We start from the raw sequence: 21,148 nt of genomic DNA on the forward strand, positions 1-21,148 counted from the left end.
AACGGGAGGGGGTAACTTCGAGCGCGTGGCGCGGCCTATTGCGCACTCCCCGTCTCACGTGCGACGCAATCGTGGCGGCCTGTCCCGCTCTCCACGCCACCTTCGTCGCCGCGCTGAGTTCTCCCCTCCCCTGCGCAGCGGGGGAGGGGCTGGGGGAGGGGGCCAGCCGGGCGGGCAGGATGTCCGTCGAAGCCGCACGGATATCGGCGTGCACTGGGCACTGGGCACTCAGCACTCAGCACTCAGCACTCAAGCACTCCCTCACCGCCCCAGCGCCGCGGCGACGCGCCGCAGCAGCCCGTCGGGCGAGAACGGCTTCGGCAGCAGGTCCACCTCCGGCGCCAGGCCGTGCTCGGCGATCGCGTCGCCCGGATAGCCGCTCATGTAGAGGACGCGCGTGGCCGGGCGGAGGGCGGCCATCGCCTCGGCCAGCCTGCGGCCGCCGCCGCCGGGCATCACCACGTCGGTCAGCAGCAGGTCGATGGCGCCGGCGTGCGCGCGCGCCACCTCCAGCGCCCGCTCGCCGTCCCCCGCCTCGAGCACCGCGTATCCCGCGCGGGAAAGGACGCGGCGGGCCAGCGAGCGCACCGAGTCCTCGTCCTCTACCAGCAGCACCGTCGCCCCGCATCCCCTGCCGGGCGCGGGCTCCGCGGCCGCCGTCTTCTCCCGCGCGCCGTCGGGGACGCGGGGGAGGAGGACGACGAAGCGGCTCCCCTCGCCCGGAAGGCTCTCGGCCCAGACGTAGCCGCCGCTCTGCTTGACGATCCCGTACACGGTGCTGAGGCCCAGCCCCGTCCCCTTCCCCGCCGGCTTGGTGGTGAAGAAGGGCTCGAACAGGTGCTGCAGCACGTCGGGCTCCATCCCCATCCCGCTGTCCTCCACGTCCAGCCGCACGTAGGCGCCGGCCTGCACGTAGTACGGCCACCCCGTCCGCGGCTCGGGCGGGACGGCCGCCGCAGAGGTGGAGATCGCCAGCCGGCCGCCGCCCGGCATCGCGTCGCGCGCGTTCACCGCGAGGTTGAGGACGACCTGCTCCACCTGCCCGGGGTCCGCCTCCACCTGCCCCGCCTCGGGGTCGAGCGAGACGGTGATGGCGACGTCCTCCTCGATCAGCCGCCGCAGCATCCGCTGGGTGTCGGCGATCACGGCGTTCAGGTCGACCACGCGCGGCTGCAGCACCTGGCGGCGGCTGAAGGCGAGGAGCTGGCGGGTGAGGTCGCTGGCGCGCTGCGCGGCACGGTCGATCTCCTCCACCTCCTCGCGCCACGGGCTGGCGGCGGGGAGGTCGGCCAGGAGGAGGCCGGCGTTCCCCTTGATGGCCGTCAGCAGGTTGTTGAAGTCGTGCGCCACCCCGCCGGCCAGGCGGCCGACGGCCTCCATCTTCTGCGCCTGCCGGAGCTGCGCCTGCAGCTTGCGCTCGTCGGTCACGTCGCGGACGACGGCCGCCGCGCACTGCACCCCGCCGCCCGCGCCGGGCACGGGCGAGACGGTGGCGGAGACAAGCATCCGCCGCCCCTCGCGCGTCATGCGGTCGGTCTCGCGCAGGGCCACGCGCTCGCCGGCGGCCACGCGCGCCAGCGTCTCGCGCTCTTCCGCGTGCGCGTCGGCGGGAAGGAGGTCGAACACCGAGCGGCCGACCGCCTCGGCCTCGCTCCAGCCGAACATCCGCCCGGCGGCGTCGTTCCAGCTCAGCACCGTGCCGTCGAAGGCCTTGCAGATCACCGCGTCGTCCATCGATCCCACCACGGCGGCCAGGCGGCGCACCTCGTCCTCGCGGCGGCGGCCGGCGGTGGCGTCGACCATCACCCCGCGCAGCTGCACCTCGCCGTCGGCGCCGCGGGCCACGCAGACGGAATCGCGCAGCCAGAGCGTGGAGCCGTCGGCGGCGCGGACGCGGTACTCGAAGGCGTGGTCGCGCCCCTCGGCCGTGGCCTCGGCGCAGAGGTCGATCACCCACCGGCGGTCGTCGGGGTGGATCAGCGCCTCCCAGAACCCCGGCTCGTCGAGCCAGCGGTCGACCGGGTAGCCCAGCAGCGCGTGCGCGTGCTCGGAGACGAAGGTGAAGCGCAGCGGCGTTCCCCGCGCCTCCCAGACGATGGCGTCGAGCCCCTCCACCAGCTCGCGCAGGCGCCGCTCGGCGGCCTCGGCGTCGGCGCGGGCGCTGCGCTCGCGCTGCAGCAGCTCGGCGCGCACGGTCTCCAGCCGCACCCGCTCGCTGGCGTCGCGGACGAACACGCTCAGCCCCTCGGGCGACGGATAGGCGTGCACCTCGAACCAGGCGCGCGATCCGGGTGCCTGGCCGGTGACCTGCCGGGGTGCCTGCTCGTGCATCGCCTCGCGGAACATCGCCTCGAACCCGGTGCCGGCGAGGTTCGGCATCTCCTCCCACACCGTGCGGCCGATCAGCTCGTGCTGGGGACGCCGCGCGAGCCGTTCGGCGACGGGGTTGAGGTAGGTGAAGCGCCAGTCGACGTCGAGCGCGAAGAAGCCGTCCGTCATCCGCTCCAGCACGGCGATGCGCTCGCCCTCCGCGCGGGCCAGGCGGCCGACACGGTCCATCGCCGCGCCGATCGCCCGGGCCACGCGGCCCAGGAAGGCGGCGGACTCGGCCTCGAGGGGGAGATGGGGATTGACCCCGGCCAGCAGCACCCCGCCCGCCTGCCCGGGGATGCGCACGGCCACGATCCGCCCCGCGTCGCCCGCGCGCAGCCCGGGGACGGCGGTGAGCTCCGTCGCGCGGTCGGTGGCCAGCGCGCGGGCGATCGCCGGCTCGCGCGGGTCGAGCGCCGCGTCCGCGTCCAGCGCGCCGGCGGGAAGACCGGCCGAGGCGCGCAGCCGCAGCCACCCGGCCGGGTCGGGGCGGAAGACGGCGGCCCAGGGCAGGTCTTCGCCCACGGCGGCGGCGGCGGCCAGCTGCAGCGCCACCTCGGCGTCGTCGGCCGCGCTGGCGGCCGCGAGCGTGCGGGCGACGGCCTGGCTGCGGCGGCGGGAGAGGACGTGCTCGGTGGTGTCGATGATGGAGACGAAGATCCCGGCGACCTCCCCGGAATCACCGCGGATGGGCGAGTAGCTGAAGGTGAAGAACGACTCCTCGCGGCCGCCGCGGCGGTCCAGCAGGAAGCGCTCGTCCTCGCTCCAGGTGGCCTCGCCGGTCTCCAGCACGCGCTGGAATCGCGGCCCGGCGGTGTCCCAGATCTCCCCCCAGAACTCGCGCGCGGGGCGGCCGAGCGCGGCGGGGTGGCGGTGGCCCAGGATGGGGACGTAGGCGTCGTTGTAGAGCTGGATCAGCTCCGGCCCCCACAGCACCACCATGGGAAAGCGCGACCCCAGCACCATGTCCACCGCCGCGCGCAGGCTCGGCGGCCACGCGTGGCGCGGGCCCACGGGTGTGGCCCCCCAGTCGACCGCCTGCATCAGCGCCGCCGCGGCGCCCGCGTGCCGTCCGCCGCCATCCGCCTCCTGTGCGTGCGCCCGGGGAAAGATTCCATCGGGCCGCCAAGGAATCGTGGCGGCCGCGCTGCTCGTCGTCTCCAAACGTCGTCGTCCCGCGCTGCGTGCATGCACCCGGGCGTCACCATGCGCGGGCGAACGGCGCGTGCGCTGGCGAAAGGCGCGCCACGTCGCCCGATCTCCATAAACTCTTTTTGTGATTGGACTTAGAGATATCGAGGAACGATGGGAGATGATCAGCGCATTGGATGGATTTCGTACGGGAGGACGACGGGTGGCCGGATTCTGGTCATCGCGCGCAGGTCGATGACATGGACGTGTCGAGATTCTGTACGCGACCAGATTCTCGACATCCGCGTGAGCACCACCATCGATGTTCTTGTGGGGATGCCTGGGCTCGCATACGATGGGAACGGCGTGTCTGCGCGGCCGAAATCGGGCTCACCGCCCCATCGCTCCGGCGCACCGCGCATCATGTTGCGCTGCAAATCGATGGAGATCGAGCATGCGGGACGTCGCGGAACGGAAGCCCATCTCCTCCACCCTCGCTCCACCCAGGCCGCACCCGGCCGAACGCCGGCGCGCGGGCGCTCGCGAATGGCCCGGCGTCGCATCGCCATCTCTCGGGCACGACTTCAGCCGCATCTCCATCCATCCCCGCGCGGCCGGTGCGATCCAGACGAAGCCGCGCGTCGGCGCGCCGGGGGATGAGCACGAACGCGAGGCGGACCGCGTCGCGGGCGCGGTGACCGGTTCGCACGGGCCACGGCTCGGCCGATCCCACGGCGAACCGGCCGCGGCCGAGGCGCCGCCCGCGGTGGACCAGGCGCTGGCCGCGCCGGGGCAGCCGCTCGACGAGGGGACGCGCGCGTTCATGGAGCCACGCTTCGGGCACGACTTCGGGCACGTGCGCCTGCACACCGGCAACGCGGCCGCACACGCCGCGCGGTCGCTGCATGCGCGCGCGTTCACCCGCGGCCGCGACGTGGTGTTCGGGCGCGGCGAGTACGCGCCGCACACGCCCGAGGGGCGGCACCTGCTCGCCCACGAGCTGACGCACGTGGTGCAGCAGGGCGGGCAGCCCGGCACCATCCAGCGCGCGGAGATCGACGACCGCCCGGAGTTCTGCGCCGGCCTGCAGGACGCCACGCAGGTGATCGACGCCGAGGTCAACCGCGTGCTGAAGAGCGTGAGCACCCTTCCCGACGGCAAGGACCGCGTGGAGGCGGTCTACAGCGCCTTCGGGCGCGGGTCGCCATACTCGGGGATCGAGAGCTTCATCGAGGCGTTCCCGCAGACCCACCAGCACCGCGTGCCCATCAGCCAGACCAAGTTCGGGGGCCCGGGCCGCGGCGGCAGTGGGTTCATCAACGCGTGGGCGCTGAAGGGCGAGGGCGCGCTCGGCACCGTCATCAACCTGGGCGGCACGTGCGTGGGTAGCGACAAGCTCGGCCACTTCTTCCAGCAGGGACACGACTACTTCACCATCTCCACGGTGATGGGGAAGGGCGACGCGACCGCAGAGGCGTTCGGCGCCTGGCTCGAAGGCAAGGCGCCGGCCGATCCGGAGATCCAGGCGTGGATAGAGGAGATGACCAGCCGGGGATGGCCGGGCTTCGACCGGATGAAATTCGGCTATGCCTTCTGGCAGGGCGTGTTCGGCCTGTCGACCACCGGCGTCTACGCACCCGCCGACCTGGCCGCGAACAGCGCGGGGATGGCGTTCTACAAGAAGGTCTACACCGATCCGAACGCCACCTTCAGCGTTCGGGACTACCTCACGGACCGCTGGAACGAGGTGACGAACCCTTCGTGCTACGGCTCGGCCACGCTGATGGGGATGGCGCGGAACGACCCCGAGCTCGACGCGCGCTTCCGGACCGAGTTCATGGAAGAGTGGGAGAAAGGCCATTCGGGCTATGCGGCCCTGAGCATCCTCAACCGCCTGCTGCCGGAGTACATCAAGAAGTACGAGTGTCCGAAGTGAGCCCCTGACCCATTCTCTTCAACGGATCGCACCCGGCCGGCCTCCGGGATGCGTCCGCTTCGCGCCGTGGAGCGTGACTTCGCCTGCGCTTGCGACTATGATGGAGCGCAGCCTTGCCGGCCGCACTCGCGGGCGGAACCTCGAACCCACATTCGGGAGGACGGCGATGAAGAAGAACGGAATCGCACGGCTGGCGTTCGCGGGCGCGACCGCGGCGGCGCTGGCGTTCGGCGCGACGCAGGCGTTCGCGGCCCCTTCCGCGTCGGATGCCGGCGGGGCGCGGGCGTGCACGAACCAGTACTGCCGCGACGTGGTGTGCTACCCGTTCTACGGCTACTGCGACTACGCGCTCGGCATCTGCGCCTGCGCGGGGTGAGGCGGACTCGTATCCAGACCCACTTCCGAGGAGGATGACGATGAAGCGAAGCGGAATCGCGGGGCTGGCGCTCGCCGGCGCGACGGCGCTGGCGCTGGCGTTCGGCGTGACGCAGGCGTTCGCCGTGCCCGCGCCGGTGGCGGACGCGACGGATGCGCGCGCGTGCACGGACCAGTACTGCCGCGACGTGGTGTGCTACCCGTTCCCGGGCGTCTGCCGACACGGCAAGTGCCTCTGCGCGGGGTGAGACGGACGATCTCGTGATGTGGATGCACCACCGTCCGCAGGGGCCCATTCCCTGTGGACGGTGATGTACCTTGGGAGCACCCTGCGCTCGGGTCGCTACGACCAACTCCCCAGAGGACTTTCACCTCCAAGCTCCAGCCCATGCCGAGCACACACGCAGCACCGCCCGCGGAGAAGCTACCCGCGGGCGGCGGTGGTTATCTCGTCCGGAGACCGGACGATCTCAGTACTTCCCTAGCAGAAGCACGGCGATCCCAGGCGCGTCCAGGCGCACGTCTGGAACTGCGTCTGGCCGCACCCTTCGAACAGAAACGTCTGACACCCCTCGGTGGCGGCGTGCCCGTTCACCGTGCCGGGCCCCCCTTGCTCCTTCGCGGTCTTGAACGACTCCACCGCGAGCTCGTCGACGTTCAGCCGGATCTTCCGCATTTCGCTCTCCCAAGGTTCAATCGTTTACCGACACATTATCGTACAATATAAAGCGTCGCCCGATTCAGCGATACCCGGCCTGTCGCGGCTGACTGAAAACGGCCCCGCCCCCTCGTGCCAGGGAGCGGGGCCGTCCTTGTCCTGCTACTCGGTCCGGAGACCGGGCGATCTCAGTACATGTCGCCCATCCTGGGAACGATCCAGCAAGGCAGTGGATACGTTGTCGAAGTGGCCCAATTGCAACGGACTACGCGTCTCATCGCGATCGGAGGTCCGTCTGAATACCTGTTATTCAGGCTTCTTTGCCGGTGAAACTCCCGGTGACGGGGCAACCGCTTCGCGGAATGAGCGGTTGGCGAGCGGTTCGCTGCTGATGGCCGGAGCCGCTCGGTTGACTGGAACTCGGAGGAGTAGGGCAGCTGAGGGATGAAGGTAGCATCCCGGTGGCGCGCGTCCTCTTCGGCCCGTGTGCCAGCCCCCGCCGTCGAGAATGAGCAGCCGCGGCGCCTTCCTGCTCGTGTGGTGCTGCTGCAGCGCCGCCTTCAGTGCCAGCTTTGAGAAGCGCGGCGCAGCGAGGCGCTCCGCTGCAGTTCAGCCTTCATCGACCCGCCGCAAATCCGCCCGCCATAACGATCGTCCGAAGGTACCCATTACGACCCACGGGACGTTGTCGACGACGCCCACCCGCAAATCCGCGCAATGCACCCGCCGCGGCAGTCCCGCGGACGCCTTGACCCAATTCTCGCCGGCGTCCTCACTCATGTACACCGCGTCGTCCGTCGCGGCGAAGACCACAACGGCACCGTCGCGGCGCAGGAACGCATCGAGCCCATAGAACGCCGCGTCCGCCGGCAGCCCGGCAGACAGCGGCACGATCCACCGCAACCCGTCGAGCCTCAGCACAAAGTTAAGATTCAGGCTCGTGCTGTTCAACAGCGCGAATCCGATGTTCTCCGCCAGCATCGCAATGCGCGGAATGCCGCCGCCGGTGTGCTTCACGCCCGACGCCGGAACAGGTAGCACGACTGTGATCTCGACCGCGCTGCCGTTCCTACTGTCCAACGCGAAGATGCGCCCCGCGCCCTCGGCCACCATCACCGTCTTGCCGCTGAACGATGCCACGGCCCCAACGCCGAGGCTCGCCGGCGCAGACCCGAGCCGCTCCCAGTGATAGGTCTGCTCGGGCCCATCCTGAAACAGCCCATAGACCTCCGTCCCCTTGGAGCCCACCGCGAACATGCGCTGCCCCGCCGCATTGCGATATCCCGGCCGACGCACCACATCCGCATTGGGTGACACCACCCCCGCCTTGTCGATCGGCATCGGCACGGCGATGGGCACAATGTCCTGCCCGACAAAACCCTTCGAGGTGGGCGACGCCTGCCTCACCGCGCTCACAGGAGGATTGTCGGTGTCGAGCAGGTTGCGCACCAGACCGCCGTCGGCCACGATGCCGTTCCAGCCCCCGTCGCCGCCGTCGAGGTGGATCCAGGGCGTGGTGCTCGCGCCAAGCAGGCACGTGATGTTGCCGTTGTCGTGCACGCCGGCGCTCAGGTGGCCGCGGCCGGTCGGCGAGACGCTGGTCGTACCGTAGAACTGCCGTGTCACCCACGTCGAGTAGAACTGCAGCGTCGTCAGCCGCCGGTTGTAGTCACTGCGTGCCACCACCGGCCTGGCGGCGAGCGCGTCGTTCGCGTCGACCTGGGCGAGCCCGCCGTCACTCCCTATGTAGAGCAGGCGCCGGCCGTCCGGCGTCGGCGGTTTGAAGCGCAGCACGTGGACATCGGCGTGATGCACCCAGCCGGCGATGAGCACCCAGCTCTTCCCGGCATCCGGGGAGACGAAGGTGCCCGTCTGCCAACCAAAGGCCACCACGGCCGGCGCCTCCGGGGCCACCGCGATGCAGTTGTTTGAGACGCCCTGTGCACCCGCCGCGACACGCACATCCTGCGGTCCCGACGCCAGCGTGATCTCGCCGTTCGTAAGGTCCCAGCGCTGCCCGCCATCGGTCGAGCTCAGGAACGCCTGCATGCGCCCGCTTGCCTGTGCCGAAGCGGCGTAGACCGTGCGCGGAGCGCTTTCGCAGGAGGCGACCGACGTGGGCCCGCCCGTGAGGCGGCTCTCGATGTCGGTGACCTCGCCGACGCCTGGCCACGTGACCACCGGTCGGGTCAACGTGAGCTTGCCCGCGGCCCACCGCCCGATGAACACGCCCTTGCTCAATCCCCCCGCAACGACGCCGATGCTTTCCAGCGCGCCGTCCGCCACGCGGCGGTTGGATTGAGTCAGCGATGTGAGCGCAATGCTGAAGTAGCCACCCTGCCCGACCTCCTCCTCTTCGGCGCGGTTCCACTGGTAGGGTGGGCGTGCGCCCCGCTTGAGCCCGAGCGTCGCGAGCACGCACCCCCAAGGCGGCGTCTCGGGAATTTTCGCCCAGTACAGGCCGGTGTTCGTGGCCGCCAGCAGAATGCGCTGGTTGGGCATCACGGCCAAGTCGTGGACCCTGAATCCGGGAACTGGCGCGGCGGCGGTGGCGACCGTCGCTCCGGGCAACGGCGACTGGATCGGGGACCAGTTCAGCAGCGGCACGGTGTGCGACGCGTCGGTCTCGTAGATGAGTCCGCCCATGCCGGCCGCGAAGAAGTGGCGCGGCCCGTCCGGGCCCACCGCCAGGCAGTTCAGGTCGGGGTTGGTCCAGTCGTTGCTGAGCGGCAATGCGGCGCCGTCGTCGTCAACGAGCCACGCGCCTCCGGTCTCGGTGGCGACGAGCACGCCGGCGTCGCCGCCGTCGAGCTCGAGCATGTCGAACACGCGGCCGGACCACCACGTGTCGAGGGTTTCGTCGATGACGATGCCGAACGGGTTCGCCAAGTCCCAGTGCACTCTCGGATCGTCTGCCATGGATCTCCCATCTGGCGGTGCACCGTGGCCCGAAAATAGTCTGCAACCATGGATCGGAACATGAAGTGTTGTCAAGGAATTCCGTGAGCTTTTCATGCATAGCGGCTACAACGTGATGAGGGTGGTAACGAGAGCCGTGAAAAAAGGACCGGCGGAGAGCCTGAAGCCCTCCGCCGGTCTTTTCATCCACCGAATCCGTTCAGCCGTGAGGACCGCCGGGCTTAGTACATATCCCCCATGCCGCCGCCGCCCGGCATCGCCGGGGCCTTCTCCTTCTCCGGGCGCTCGACCACCACGCTCTCGGTGGTCAGCAGCAGGCCCGCGATGGAGGCGGCGTTCTGCAGCGCGGTGCGCGTGACCTTGGTGGGGTCGATCACGCCGCTCTGCACCAGGTCCTCGTACTCATCGGTGCGCGCGTTGTAGCCGAAGTTGCGGTTCTCGTTCTCGCGCACCTTGGCCACCACGATCGAGCCCTCCACGCCCGCGTTCTGCACGATCTGGCGGATGGGCTCCTCCAGCGCGCGCTCCACGATGCGGACGCCGATGTTCTCGTCGTCGTCGTCCAGCCGCACCTCCTTCAGCGCGGCCTGGGCGCGCAGCAGCGCCACGCCGCCGCCGGGAACGATCCCCTCCTCCACCGCCGCGCGCGTCGCGTGCAGGGCGTCTTCCACGCGCGCCTTCTTCTCCTTCATCTCCGTCTCGGTGGCGGCGCCCACGTTGATCACCGCCACGCCGCCGGCCAGCTTGGCCAGCCGCTCCTGCAGCTTCTCGCGGTCGTAGTCGCTGGTCGACTTGTCGATCGCGGCGCGGATCTCCTTGATGCGCCCCTGGATGGCCTCGCCCTGCCCGGCGCCGTCCACCAGCGTGGTGTTGTCCTTGTCCACCACGATGCGCTTGGCGCGGCCCAGGTCGCTCAGCACCGCGTTCTCCAGCTTGAAGCCGACCTCTTCGCTGATCACCTGGCCGCCGGTGAGCACCGCGATGTCCTGCAGCATGGCCTTGCGGCGGTCACCGAAGCCCGGCGCCTTCACCGCGCACACCTTCAGCGTGCCGCGCAGCTTGTTCACCACCAGCGTGGCCAGCGCCTCGCCCTCCACGTCCTCGGCGATGATCAGGAGCGGGCGGCCCATCTGCGCCACCTTCTCCAGCACCGGGAGGAGGTCCTTCATGCTGCTGATCTTCTTGTCGTGGATCAGGATCAGCGCGTCCTCGAGCACCGCCTCCATGCGGTCGGGGTCGGTGATGAAGTACGGCGACAGGTAGCCGCGGTCGAACTGCATCCCCTCCACCGTCTCCAGCGTGGTCTCGAGCCCCTTGGCCTCCTCGACCGTGATCACGCCGTCCTTGCCCACCTTCTCCATCGCGTCGGCGATGAGGTTGCCGATCTCCTCGTCGCTGTTGGCCGAGATGGTGCCCACCTGGGCGATCTCGCGCTTGCCGGCGGTCTCCACCGACATCGCCTTCAGCTCGGCGATCACCTTCTCCACCGCCTTGTCGATGCCGCGCTTCAGCGACATCGGGTTGGCGCCGGCGGTCACGTTCTTCAGCCCCTCGCGGAACACGGCCTGGGCGAGAACCGTCGCGGTGGTGGTGCCGTCGCCGGCCAGGTCGCTGGTCTTGGTGGCGACCTCCTTCACCATCTGCGCGCCCATGTTCTCGATCGGGTGGTCGAGCTCGACCTCCTTCGCCACCGTCACCCCGTCCTTGGTGATCAGCGGCGAGCCGAACTTGCGGTCGATCACCACGTTGCGGCCCTTGGGGCCCAGCGTGACCTTCACGGCCTCGGCCAGCTGGTCCACGCCCTTCTTGAGCGCGGCGCGGGCGTCGACGCCGAACGTCAGCTCTTTGGCAGCCATTGGTTCAATCTCCTCCTGGAGAGTTCAGTTGTCGTTCTTCAGAAAAGACGCGGAGCGCCCGTGCTTCAGCCGACCACCGCGAGCACGTCGCTCTCGCGGAGGATCAGGTACTGCTCGTTGTCGACGGTCACCTCGGTGCCGCTGTACTTCCCGTACAGCACCTTGTCGCCGACCTTCAGCTCCATGTCGATGCGCTTGCCCTCGTCGGAGAGCTTGCCGGGGCCGACCGCCACCACCTCGCCCTGCTGCGGCTTTTCCTTGGCGGTGTCGGGAATGTACAGCCCGCCGCGCATCGTCTCCGCCTCCTCCAGCGCCTTCACGACGACGCGGTCCGCCAGCGGCCTCACCTTGACCTCGGTCGCGGTTGCCATGGATCGAGCCTCCCGTTGTTGGATGATTCCGTATGTGTCCCGCTTGTTAGCACTCACTCTCGTGGAGTGCTAACGACAACGCCAAAATACATCGTGGCCCGGCGCCGTGCAAGCGGGGGCGTGTGCCCGTCTGGATGCCCGGGGGAGAGACAAACCGCGTGCCGCCGCGAGCTTGTCAGATTGGCGCAGAACCGTGCCGCCAAGTGGGTGGCGACTGTCAGACCGGCGGCTGAAGGCTCGCGCGGTCGCAGGCGGCTAAAGCCGCGGCTGGAACATTGGGAAGCCTGCTGCGCAGGCTGCGGGAGACCGCGTTGTCGGCAGCCCTCCCGCACCATCGCCTTGCCCGCGAGCGGTTTTGAAGCCTCGCGCAGTTTGCGAGGCTTCCCAATGTTCCAGCCGCGGGTTTACCCGCCCGTGCCCGCTGGAGCCTCGCGTCGCGCCCCATCTTCCGCGTACAGCCGTTCCAGCTCGGCGGTGCGGGCCTCGATCACGCGCACGGCGTCGTCCACCAGCGTGCCGCCGGACAGGCCGAAGCCCATGAAGCGGCGCAGGAGCGCGTCCGGCTGGTCGTCGTAGCCGTGGGAGAGGAGCGCCGTGTAGCGGCGGACGAAGTCGCCGCGGTCGCGCTGGTAGAGGTCGAAGTACTTCAGCGCCAGCAGCTTGGAGTAGACGTAGTTCACCCGGTACAGCGGCCACGTGAAGTAGTGGATGGTGTTGATCCACTGGTCGGTGCGCTCGCTCCCGTCGCCGTACCAGATGGAGTACTCGCGCCCCATGCGCTGCGTCAGCCCCTCCAGGGCGTCGGGGGTGGTGAGGGGAGTGCCGGCGGTCGCGCTGTCGTACAGCGCCTGCTCGATGGCCGAGGCGCGCGCGTTGTCGAACACCTCGGCCGCGCGGTCGAGGAACGCCTGCAGGTAGTAGATCCGGTGCGCGCGGTCGGGCGCCGTGCGGTACAGGTAGTCCGTGATCAGCAGCTCGGTGAAGCCGGCGAACGACTCGGTGAAGTACCCCGGCCTCCCGAGTTCACCGACGCCACGCCGTTGTCCTCCATCAGCCCGTTCTGCACGCCGTGCCCGATCTCGTGCGCGAAGATCACCACGTCGGGGAGGTAGCCCTCGTACTGTCCCTGGTAGAACATGCTGGGGAAGCCGACGGCGCCGCTGGAGAAACCCGGCCGCATCGCTCTGTACTCGCGCGGCGCCATGTCCAGCCGCCCGTTGCGCGGGTCCAGCAGCGCGTTCAGCTGCCGCGCGTATCCGGGCCCCAGCACGGCCAGCGCCTCGCGGAGCACCCGCGACGCCTCGGGCACGGTGAAGCGCGGCGTGTCCATCCCCGGCTCGGGGAGGGTCAGGTCCCACGCGTGCACCGTGTCGAGCCCCGCGGCCCGGCGCAGGTGGGCCACGCGGTCGCGCTCGTAGCGCCGGTTCGCCTCGCCGCGCGCGGCCAGCGCCCGCAGCACGCCGCGCACGTCGTCGGTCCGCAGAAACAGCCCCGCGTACCACTCCTCGGGGAAGCTGCGGAAGCCGCGCAGCCGGGCCACGGCGTTGCGCGAGCTCACGTTCCCCGACAGCAGGAGCGCGTAGCTGCCGCGGTGCCGCGCCCGGCCGCGCTGGTACTGCCGGAAGCCGGCCTCGCGCACCGCCCGGTCGGGGTGGTTGAGGACCTGGTTCATCTGCCGCCGCACGTCCAGCACCCCTTCCGGCGCCTGCACCGTCCCCCACTCCGTCTCGCCGAGCAGCGCCCAGAAGAGCGCCGGCTGCCACTGCGTCATTTCCCGCGCGACCGCCGCGGCGGAGTCTACCGGCGGCGCGGCGCGGGCCTGGCGGATGGAGAAGAGGAAAGGGGTGATCCCGGGCCGCTCGGCCGCGAACCTCCGCAGCGTGTCTTCGGGGATGGCAGCCAGCATGGGGCCGGCGAACGCGAGGGCGCGGTTGACCGAATCGGCGAGCGCGTTCCCCACGCTCGTCGCCGCCACCTCGCGGGTGTCGACGTTGGCGCGCAGGCTCAGGTAGGTGAGGTGCTTCACCGCCAGCAGCCGGATGCTGTCCATCGCCAGCAGGAAGCGCTCGAGCGCCTCGGCGGAGCGCGCGGGCCGCGGATGGTCGGCCGCCAGCCGCGTGGCCCGCGCCAGCAGCGCCGCCGCCTCGGCCTGCTCCACGGCCAGCGAAGGGAAGAAGTTCTTCTCCAGGTCGAACCGGTAGAGCCCGGCCGTCCCGCCGGGGAACGGATCGAACGCCTGCGCCAGCGCCGCGGGCGCGAACGCCGGCAGCGCCGCCGCGACCAGCGCCAGGATCCTGCGCATCGAGTAGATCATCGGTCCGTGGATCGGCTGGATGGTAGATCGGACTTGGAGATGCGATGCCAATCTGCCACGCGTCGGGCGCGGCGCCATCCAACCACGGCAGAGGGTCGATTCCGCCCGGCGAACCGCACGTCTGGAGCGGTGAACACGTCGAAGGAGGGGGAAACGGGACTGTGAATTCCCCATGATCCACGTCATTCCGAACGGAGCCGCTGCACCGCCCTTTCCACCGCGCGGACGGTTGGCGGCTCCGTGAGGAATCTGTGCTCTGCATGCGAGCGAAAGGCGGCCTGTCGCTCGGACGCCGGCCACAGATTCCTCGGGCTGCAACACACGGAACGGACGCGAGATCGGTCTGGCCGCCCTGAATAGAAAGTAAATCGTCCAAGTTGTTGCGGTGCAGGCGATTATGGCTTTCATCCCCCGTGGTCGCGCGCATCGCGGTGTACGACTCGGAATGACAGTCCCTCGGGATTCAGTGGTGCCCGAGAAGCCTCTGAACGGCTTGGCGATAAGTACGTCCGCTGCGGATGCGGGCGCCGGAGGTGAGGATCAGCAGGTGGTCGCCGCGGAACCAGGGCTGGATCTCCTGCACGCGGTCGATGCGGACGATGGCCGAGCGGTGCACGCGGACGAACTCCCGCGGCGAGAGGCGCGCCTCGAGCTCCGAGATCCGCTCGCGCAGCGGGTGCGCGCGCCCGCCGGCGTGGACGAGCACACCGTCGTCGTCGGCCTCGATCCAGTCGACCTCGGCCGTGTCCAGGAAGCGCGTGCGGCCCTCGCCGCGGAGCGCCAGGCGCGTGGCGTAGCGGTCCGCGCGCGCCGCCTCGACCGCGCGCACGATCTCGTCCAGCGCCGGGGTGCCGCCCGGGCGCGCGCGGCGGACGCGCAGCCGGTCCAGCACGGCGGCCAGCTTCTCCACCCGCACGGGCTTCAGCAGGTAGGCGGCGGCGTGCGCGTCGAACGCGGCCAGCGCGTGCTCGTCGTAGGCGGTCACGAACACCACGTCGGGCGCGTCGGCGGCGTCGATCGCGCGCGCCACCTCCAGCCCGTCCAGCTCGGGCATGGCGATGTCGAGGAAGATGACGTCCACGCCGCCGGCGCGGATGCGCTCCAGCGCCGACGCGCCGTCGCCGCACTCGCCCGCCACGGCCACGCCGCCCGCCTCGCCCAGCAGCCGCCGCAGGTTCAGGCGCGCGGCCGGCTCGTCGTCCACCACCAGGGCGCGGAGCGGGGTCATGCGCGCACCTGCCCGCGCGGCCGCGTGCGGAACGGCAGTTCCAGGCGCACGATGGTGCCGCCGGCCGCGCGCGGCTCCAGCGTGAAGCGGTGGCCGCCGGCGTAGAGCGCGTCCAGCCGCGCCCGCGTGTTGGCCAGGCCGGTCCCCTCCGCCCGCTCGCCCGCCAATCCGACGCCGTCGTCCGCCACCTCCAGCACCAGGCTGCCGCCGTCCGCGCGCGCCGTCACCTCCACCCGCCCCGGCGCCGCGCGCGGGGCGATGCCGTGGCGGATCGCGTTCTCCACCAGCGGCTGCAGGATCAGGCTGGGCACCAGCGCGCGCTCGCTCCCCGGCTCGGCGGCAACGGACGCGTGCAGCCGGCCGCGGAACCGCGTCTGCTGGATGGCGAGGTAGTCGTCCAGCACCTCCAGCTCCCGCGCCAGCTCCACCTCCGTCTCGGCCGTGGCGCGCAGGGCGGCGCGCAGCAGCGCGCTCAGCCGCTCGACCACCGACCGCGCGAGCGCCGGCTCCGCGTCCGCCAGGCCCGCCACCGTGTTCAGCGTGTTGAACAGGAAGTGCGGCTGCAGTTGCACGCGTAGCGCCTCCAGCTCGGCGCGCGCCAGCCGCGCCTCCATCTCGCGCGCGGCGGCCTCGGCGGCGCGGCGGCGGCGAGCGGTGCGCGCGGCCTGCACGCCCGCGGCCGTCACGCCGGCGAGCGCTAGGAGCAGGAGGGTGATGACGGTCGATTCGGCCCGTGCGCGGTGGCGCGCCACGGCCAGAGCCTCGTCGCGGTCGATGCCGCTCACCACGCCGAAGCTCCCGTCGCGCGCCGAGACGACGGCGGCCAGCGTGACGGATCCCGCTTCGCCCGGCCACGTCCCTGCGCGGCCGCGGCCGGAGAGCGCGGCACGCCACAGCGGCGGCGCCGACGCGAGCGGCGCGGTCTCCACCAGCACGGTGTCGCGGCCGCCGGGCTCGCGCTGCAGCGGGCGGAGCGCCACCGCACGATCTCCAGAACGGAAGACGCTCACCGGCTGGGACGACGGGTATTCGCGGTAGGGGAACGGGAGGATCCGGCGCAGCACGGGGTCGAGCGGGCCCGCGCGCACCAGCATCCCCGGCCGTCCATCCCCCGCGTCGGCGACGGGCGCCGTCGCCACCACCATCACCCCATCCCCATCGTCCACGAACTCCAGCGCAGGACGAGTGGATGCAGGCGCGGCGGGCGGCGCGGCCGCGGAACCGGCATGCGCGCGGACGCTGCCGGCGGAGTCCAGCACCCAGAGGTCGCGGGCGCCCAGCAGCTGGCGCGCGCGCTCCAGCCGCGCCGCCGCGTCCGCGCCGGACGGCTGCGCCACCAGCGCGGCGACGAGCGCCGTCTCGCGCTCGTGGTTCGTCTTCCAGCTCTCGACCCGCCGCTCCACGTTGCGGATGCTGGCGTCCAGCGCCGCCAGCCAGCCGCGGGTGGCCGCCGCTTCCGCCACGTGCACGTGCCAGCGAACCCCTGCGGCGATGGCGGCGGCCAGGAGTGCGACGGCGGCGGCGATGGCGACGGCTCGCTTCACGGAGAGCGGGATGGATCGAGGAAGCGGAGGGGATGCTGCCGGTCAATTCTCACCCGCGCCGCCCGCTCCCGGCAAGGGTGCGGGAGCGGGCGGATTCCTCGACGGCCGGTGCGCCGGTCAGCCCGGCGTCACGCCTCGCAGCCGGGGTAGCTGCAGGGGCAGGTGAACGGGTCCGAGCAGCACGGGCAGGTCGAGTCGCGGCCGGTGAACAGCGTCGGCGGGGCCACGAGCTGGACCTTGCCCGCCTCGAAGCTCTCCACCGCGAGCGCGTCGAGCGCGAGCCGCGACTTCCGGGGGATGTTCTGCAGCGTCTGCATCTTCCCTCCTGGGGGATAGGGGGTGATGATGATGGGATGATGCCACGACGCAAAACACGCGCCCTTTGGACCACGCCGCAGGAGGGTTCCTTCGCTGTGTTGCAGAATGAGGAAGCGACTCCGCTTTCCCTGCGGCGGAGTCGCTTCTTCAATCCATGACTCAAATTTCGACGGCGAAGATGGCGAGGCCGTGGTCGGTGACGGCGGCCAGCCGCGTGCCGTCGGCGGAGTAACGGAGCGCGCGGATGGCGCCGCCCGCGTCGGTGGCCGGCGGCGGCGCGGCGAAGTCGTTCCACAGCCGCACGCCCTCGGCCGAGCCGGTCGCCAGCGTCTTGCCGTCGGGGTTGATCGCCAGCCCGGACAGGCCGCCGGGGTCGCGGATCACGCCGCGCTGCGTGGGCGGGTCGTCCTGCATCGCCCAGAACCCCACCTCGCCGTTGCCGAACCCGGCGGACAGCATCCCCGGCGCGGCGAGATACTCCAGCGTCCGCGCCGCCGCGACGTTGGCGGCCAGCGTCGCCACGCGGTCGCGGGTGTCGCAGAACCACACCTCGAGCGCCTCGCGGCCGACGGTAGCGAACACGCCGTCGCCCAGCCACGCCACGGCCTGCCGCTGCTCGGGGAGATGCCACTCGGCGTTCGTCACCAGGTCCACGACGGCGACGTCGGAGGCGCTCGCGGCGGCGATGCGCCGTCCCGACGCGTCGGCGGCCAGCCGGGTGATGGCGCCGCGGTTCAGGCCCACGTGGAATCCGGACCGCCCCGATCCCATCTCCTTCGAGTGCACCTGCCCGCTCTCGTCGCCGAGAATCAGCGTGCGCGTGGCGGGGATGTACGCCAGCGCGGTGACGTCGCCGCTGGTGCCCAGCGGCGCGCGCCGCGGCTCCGCCTGCGAGACGTCATACAGCCCCACCCCCTCGCCGCTGCACACGGCGAAGTGGGTGGGCGACATCCACACCCCGTCGCGGCACCCCGCCTCGGCGATGGCCTCCAGCAGCCGCAGCGTGGGCGGCTTCTCCACCGGCTGCGCGGGCGGCGTGGACGGAGTGGTCGACGACGATGATGGCGGCGGCGCGGGTGGTGTCGCGGTCGGCTGGGGATCGGACATGGGCTCGTCGGGTGAGATCGGCGTGGGCGGGAGACCGCGGGTCGGGCGACGAGAAATCTTGGGCGCGCGATGGATTCACGAAAGGCACACCGTCGCCGAGGCGTGCGCGGAATCGAAGTCCGCGAAGGCGAACTGTGTGTAGTTGTAGCCGCGACTTCAGTCGCATTGTCGCGACGCATCGAGTCGCATTGTCGCGATAACCGAATCGCATCACCGCGCCCAATCGAGTCGCATTGTCCCGATAATCCCGATCCCCGGCCATCTGCGCCCGCGCTCCTTGACTCCGCGCATCCGGGAACGCATCCCTTCGCCACCGACTGCAGCAGCATCCCCGCCGGATCAGGCACGTCTCATCTCCATCTCCCTGCCCGCGATGACCCGTCGCCGTGAAGTGCAGCTTTCCGCCGCCACCATCGCGGCGGTCGTCCTCTGCGCCGTGCTGGCGCTGACGGAGCGCTCGGCCACCGCGTTCGCCGCGCCGGCGCGCGCGGCGTGCCCGGACTCGCTCCCGCTCCCGCACACCATGAGCGAGCCGGCGTACGAGGCGCTGCTGAACCAGTTCCTGCGCGACCGGTGCTACCAGGGGTGGGTGCACGACCGGCTGATCCGCGACACGGGGCCGTTCATCGATGGGCGCAACTTCGGCACGCACCCGGCGGTGCGCGTCTACTACTCGCCGCGCGCGTGGGAGTGGATGACGGTGCGCCACCGGCAGGGACGGATGCAGGACAACGCCATCATCGTCAAGGAGATGTACACCCCGCCCGCATCCGCCAGCGGAAAGCTGGAGGGATGGACGACGATGGTGCGCGATTCCGCCGGCGCGTTCGACGGATGGTACTGGGGCTACTACGGTCCGAACGATCCCCCCTCGCGGCCGATCGACTATCCCTCGTCCGGCTTCGGCCTCTACTGCCTGCGCTGCCATGCCTCGGCCGAGAGCGAGCTGACCTTCGCCGCGGTGCGCAACGTCGACCCCGCGCAGGACCCGCTCTCCTTCGTCGTCCAGACCTTCACCACCACCGCGGCCGCCACGCCGCACGCGCCCCGCCGCGACGAGCTGTCCGTGCACGGCCAGGTGGAGCTGGCCAACGAGACCAGCCGCCACGAGCTGCCGAAGCCGCTCGCCGCGCCCGATCCGGCGTTCCTGGCGCTGTACCGCATCTCCCAGCAGTTCGCCGCGCCGACGTCGAAGACCGCGCTCCCGGTGGAGACATTCGATCACGTGGTGCCGGGGCCGAAGGGGGCCGAGCAGTTTCTCACCAGCGACCAGTGCACCGGCTGCCACAGCGCGTCCACCTTCAACATGGCGCTGATCACGGCCACCGGGCGCGACACCTTCAACCTCTCCCCCTACGGCGAGTGGCGCGCGTCGCTGATGGGACTGGCGGGACGCGACCCCGTCTTCCACGCGCAGCGGGAGAGCGAGGTGGCGCGCTTCCCCATGCACCGCACCTTCATCGACACCACCTGCTACCGCTGCCACGGCGTGATGGGCCAGCGCCAGGCCACCATCGATGGGACCATGTTCCGCCACGACATGGTCTACGCCACGCCCGGCCAGCCGGGCGCGAAGTACGGCGCGCTGGCGAGGGATGGCATCAGCTGCATGAGCTGCCACCAGATCAGCGCCGAGTCGCTGGGCGACACGGCCAGCTTCACCGGCCGCTTCCGGGTCGATCCGCCGGGGCACGTGAACGGGCCGTACGAGACCGTGATCGAGTACCCGATGAAGACGGCGCTCGGCATCACCCCGCGCGCGCAGCCGCAGATCCGCCGGGGCGCACTGTGCGGCTCGTGCCACTCCGTCGTCCTCCCCGCGTTCGACAAGGAAGGGAAGCAGGTCGGCGGCGGCTACGAGCAGGCCACGTACATCGAGTGGCTGAACTCCGCGTTCCAGAACGAGGTGGCACCGTTCAACGCCGACAGCGCGCGCACCTGCCAATCGTGCCACATGCCGCAGGACTTCCGCGGCAACCGGCTGAAGTATCGGGTCGCGATCATCGAGGACCCCACCTATCCCATGGCCGACCACCGTGCCCGCGACAGCGCCATCACCGTGGCGGTGCGCGACACGTTCAGCCGGCACATGCTGATGGGGATCAACCTCTTCACGCTGTCGATGTTCCAGCAGTTCCCCGACACGCTGGGAATCCGCAGCACCGACTACATGTACTCCGCCGGCGTGCAGCCGCTGGTGAACGCCGGCCTCAGCGCGCAGACGCTGGCGCGCGAGCAGTCGGCCCGCGTGCGGGTGGAGAGCGTGCGGCGCGTGCGCGACTCGCTGGAGATCGCGGTGCGGGTGGAGAACCTGGCGGGGCACCGGCTGCCGAGCGGCGTCGGCTTCCGGCGGGCGTTCGTGGAGATGGTGGTGACCGGCGCGCGCGACACGCTGTGGGCCAGCGGGCGGACGAACCACCTCGGGGTGATCCTGCGGGGGACGACGAACGAGATGCTGCCCACCGAGTTCGTCACGCGCGCGGGCGCGGCCGGCACCTACCAGCCGCACTACGAGACGATCACGCGCGAAGACCAGGTGCAGATCTACGAGGAGCGTGTGCTGGACCCCGAGGGATGGCTGACGACCAGCTTCCTGGCGATCGACACCGTGGTGAAGGAGAACCGGCTGCCGCCGCGCGGATGGCGGCGCGGGGGCCCGTACTGGCACGAGACGCAGCCCCACGGCACCGCCGCGCGCGACGCCGACTACTGGAACGGCCAGGGCGCCGACCGGCTCGTCTACCGCATCCCGCTCACCCGCGTCCGCGGCGCCACGAGCGTGCGGGCGACGCTGTACTACCAGGCCACGCCACCGTACTACCTGGCCCAGCGCTTCGGCATCAACTGCAGCTCCCCCTTCGCCGGCGAGTGCAGCGAGACACGCCGCCTCGCCTTCCTCGCCAGCCGGCTGCGCACGCAGGGGACGGCGATCGAGAGCTGGAAGCTGCGGCTGGCGACGGTGGAGCAGGAATTGGATAGATATTGAGGAGATGAATAGGTGGCCTTAGTCAAAGTAACGAG

At 70.9% G+C, this 21,148-nt stretch carries 15 protein-coding genes; 4 read left to right on the forward strand and 11 right to left on the reverse strand.

Translation table 11 applies throughout. The features are described 5' to 3' along the window. Nucleotides 1-261 precede the first annotated feature (261 nt). The gene (locus tag VF092_05725; GenBank protein HEX6746777.1) at nt 262-3,534 is read right to left on the reverse strand and encodes a PAS domain S-box protein; all 3,273 of its coding nucleotides are present in this window, start codon (nt 3,532-3,534) and stop codon (nt 262-264) included. A 421-nt stretch (nt 3,535-3,955) separates the two neighbouring features. Here VF092_05725 and VF092_05730 point away from each other — a divergent pair, with 421 nt between their 5' ends. The 3 genes from VF092_05730 to VF092_05740 all read left to right on the forward strand — a co-directional run bounded on the left by VF092_05730 (nt 3,956) and on the right by VF092_05740 (nt 6,060). Then, nucleotides 3,956-5,437, forward strand: a complete 1,482-nt coding sequence (locus VF092_05730) for a DUF4157 domain-containing protein (protein HEX6746778.1) — start codon at nt 3,956-3,958, stop codon at nt 5,435-5,437. 166 nt (nt 5,438-5,603) lie between these two features. Next, nucleotides 5,604-5,813, forward strand: a complete 210-nt coding sequence (locus VF092_05735) for a hypothetical protein (GenBank protein HEX6746779.1) — start codon at nt 5,604-5,606, stop codon at nt 5,811-5,813. Nucleotides 5,814-5,853: 40 nt separating this feature from the next. After that, nucleotides 5,854-6,060, forward strand: coding sequence for a hypothetical protein (locus VF092_05740; GenBank protein HEX6746780.1), 207 nt, complete (start codon nt 5,854-5,856; stop codon nt 6,058-6,060). Nucleotides 6,061-6,293: 233 nt separating this feature from the next. Here VF092_05740 and VF092_05745 read toward each other — a convergent pair whose 3' ends face one another. The 10 genes from VF092_05745 to VF092_05790 form a co-directional block, all read right to left on the reverse strand. Next, nucleotides 6,294-6,488 carry a hypothetical protein gene (locus tag VF092_05745; protein HEX6746781.1) on the reverse strand — a complete coding sequence of 65 codons (195 nt, stop codon included), beginning with the start codon at nt 6,486-6,488 and terminating at the stop codon, nt 6,294-6,296. A 591-nt stretch (nt 6,489-7,079) separates the two neighbouring features. Further along, nucleotides 7,080-9,389, reverse strand: a complete 2,310-nt coding sequence (locus tag VF092_05750) for a hypothetical protein (protein ID HEX6746782.1) — start codon at nt 9,387-9,389, stop codon at nt 7,080-7,082. A 221-nt stretch (nt 9,390-9,610) separates the two neighbouring features. Continuing rightward, nucleotides 9,611-11,245, reverse strand: coding sequence for a chaperonin GroEL (gene groL, locus VF092_05755; GenBank protein ID HEX6746783.1), 1,635 nt, complete (start codon nt 11,243-11,245; stop codon nt 9,611-9,613). 65 nt (nt 11,246-11,310) lie between these two features. Further along, entirely contained in the window at nt 11,311-11,616 is a 306-nt protein-coding gene (gene groES / locus VF092_05760) for a co-chaperone GroES (GenBank protein HEX6746784.1), read from the reverse strand. A 404-nt stretch (nt 11,617-12,020) separates the two neighbouring features. Next, nucleotides 12,021-12,500, reverse strand: coding sequence for a hypothetical protein (locus VF092_05765; protein HEX6746785.1), 480 nt, complete (start codon nt 12,498-12,500; stop codon nt 12,021-12,023). A gap of 83 nt (nt 12,501-12,583) precedes the next feature. Next, nucleotides 12,584-13,930: a hypothetical protein gene (locus tag VF092_05770; GenBank protein HEX6746786.1), complete on the reverse strand. Its 1,347-nt coding sequence runs from the start codon at nt 13,928-13,930 to the stop codon at nt 12,584-12,586. 463 nt (nt 13,931-14,393) lie between these two features. Continuing rightward, entirely contained in the window at nt 14,394-15,158 is a 765-nt protein-coding gene (locus VF092_05775; GenBank protein ID HEX6746787.1) for a LytTR family DNA-binding domain-containing protein, read from the reverse strand. Further along, nucleotides 15,155-16,702, reverse strand: coding sequence for a histidine kinase (locus VF092_05780; protein HEX6746788.1), 1,548 nt, complete (start codon nt 16,700-16,702; stop codon nt 15,155-15,157). Before VF092_05780 ends, VF092_05775 begins: the two co-directional genes overlap by 4 nt. Before the next feature lie 128 nt (nt 16,703-16,830). After that, on the reverse strand, nt 16,831-17,019 hold the full coding sequence (locus VF092_05785; protein ID HEX6746789.1) for a hypothetical protein: 189 nt from the start codon (nt 17,017-17,019) through the stop codon (nt 16,831-16,833). A 160-nt stretch (nt 17,020-17,179) separates the two neighbouring features. After that, a complete protein-coding gene (locus VF092_05790; protein ID HEX6746790.1) occupies nt 17,180-18,127 on the reverse strand; it encodes a hypothetical protein in 948 nt (315 codons plus the stop codon). A 373-nt stretch (nt 18,128-18,500) separates the two neighbouring features. Here VF092_05790 and VF092_05795 point away from each other — a divergent pair, with 373 nt between their 5' ends. Next, on the forward strand, nt 18,501-21,113 hold the full coding sequence (locus tag VF092_05795) for a hypothetical protein (GenBank protein ID HEX6746791.1): 2,613 nt from the start codon (nt 18,501-18,503) through the stop codon (nt 21,111-21,113). Nucleotides 21,114-21,148 lie beyond the last annotated feature (35 nt).

Source organism: Longimicrobium sp. (assembly GCA_036377595.1).
Classification (GTDB): Bacteria; Gemmatimonadota; Gemmatimonadetes; order Longimicrobiales; family Longimicrobiaceae; genus Longimicrobium.

Excerpts from the sequence above, each read along its gene's own strand:
- VF092_05775 (HEX6746787.1), bottom strand. The coding sequence starts at position 15,158 with ATGACCCCGCTCCGCGCCCTGGTGGTGGACGACGAGCCGGCCGCGCGC.
- VF092_05735 (HEX6746779.1), top strand. The coding sequence starts at position 5,604 with ATGAAGAAGAACGGAATCGCACGGCTGGCGTTCGCGGGCGCGACCGCG.
- VF092_05730 (HEX6746778.1), top strand. The coding sequence starts at position 3,956 with ATGCGGGACGTCGCGGAACGGAAGCCCATCTCCTCCACCCTCGCTCCA.
- VF092_05740 (HEX6746780.1), top strand. The coding sequence starts at position 5,854 with ATGAAGCGAAGCGGAATCGCGGGGCTGGCGCTCGCCGGCGCGACGGCG.
- VF092_05770 (HEX6746786.1), bottom strand. The coding sequence starts at position 13,930 with ATGATCTACTCGATGCGCAGGATCCTGGCGCTGGTCGCGGCGGCGCTG.
- VF092_05785 (HEX6746789.1), bottom strand. The coding sequence starts at position 17,019 with ATGCAGACGCTGCAGAACATCCCCCGGAAGTCGCGGCTCGCGCTCGAC.
- VF092_05750 (HEX6746782.1), bottom strand. The coding sequence starts at position 9,389 with ATGGCAGACGATCCGAGAGTGCACTGGGACTTGGCGAACCCGTTCGGC.
- VF092_05745 (HEX6746781.1), bottom strand. The coding sequence starts at position 6,488 with ATGCGGAAGATCCGGCTGAACGTCGACGAGCTCGCGGTGGAGTCGTTC.
- groL (HEX6746783.1), bottom strand. The coding sequence starts at position 11,245 with ATGGCTGCCAAAGAGCTGACGTTCGGCGTCGACGCCCGCGCCGCGCTC.
- VF092_05795 (HEX6746791.1), top strand. The coding sequence starts at position 18,501 with ATGACCCGTCGCCGTGAAGTGCAGCTTTCCGCCGCCACCATCGCGGCG.
- VF092_05790 (HEX6746790.1), bottom strand. The coding sequence starts at position 18,127 with ATGTCCGATCCCCAGCCGACCGCGACACCACCCGCGCCGCCGCCATCA.
- groES (HEX6746784.1), bottom strand. The coding sequence starts at position 11,616 with ATGGCAACCGCGACCGAGGTCAAGGTGAGGCCGCTGGCGGACCGCGTC.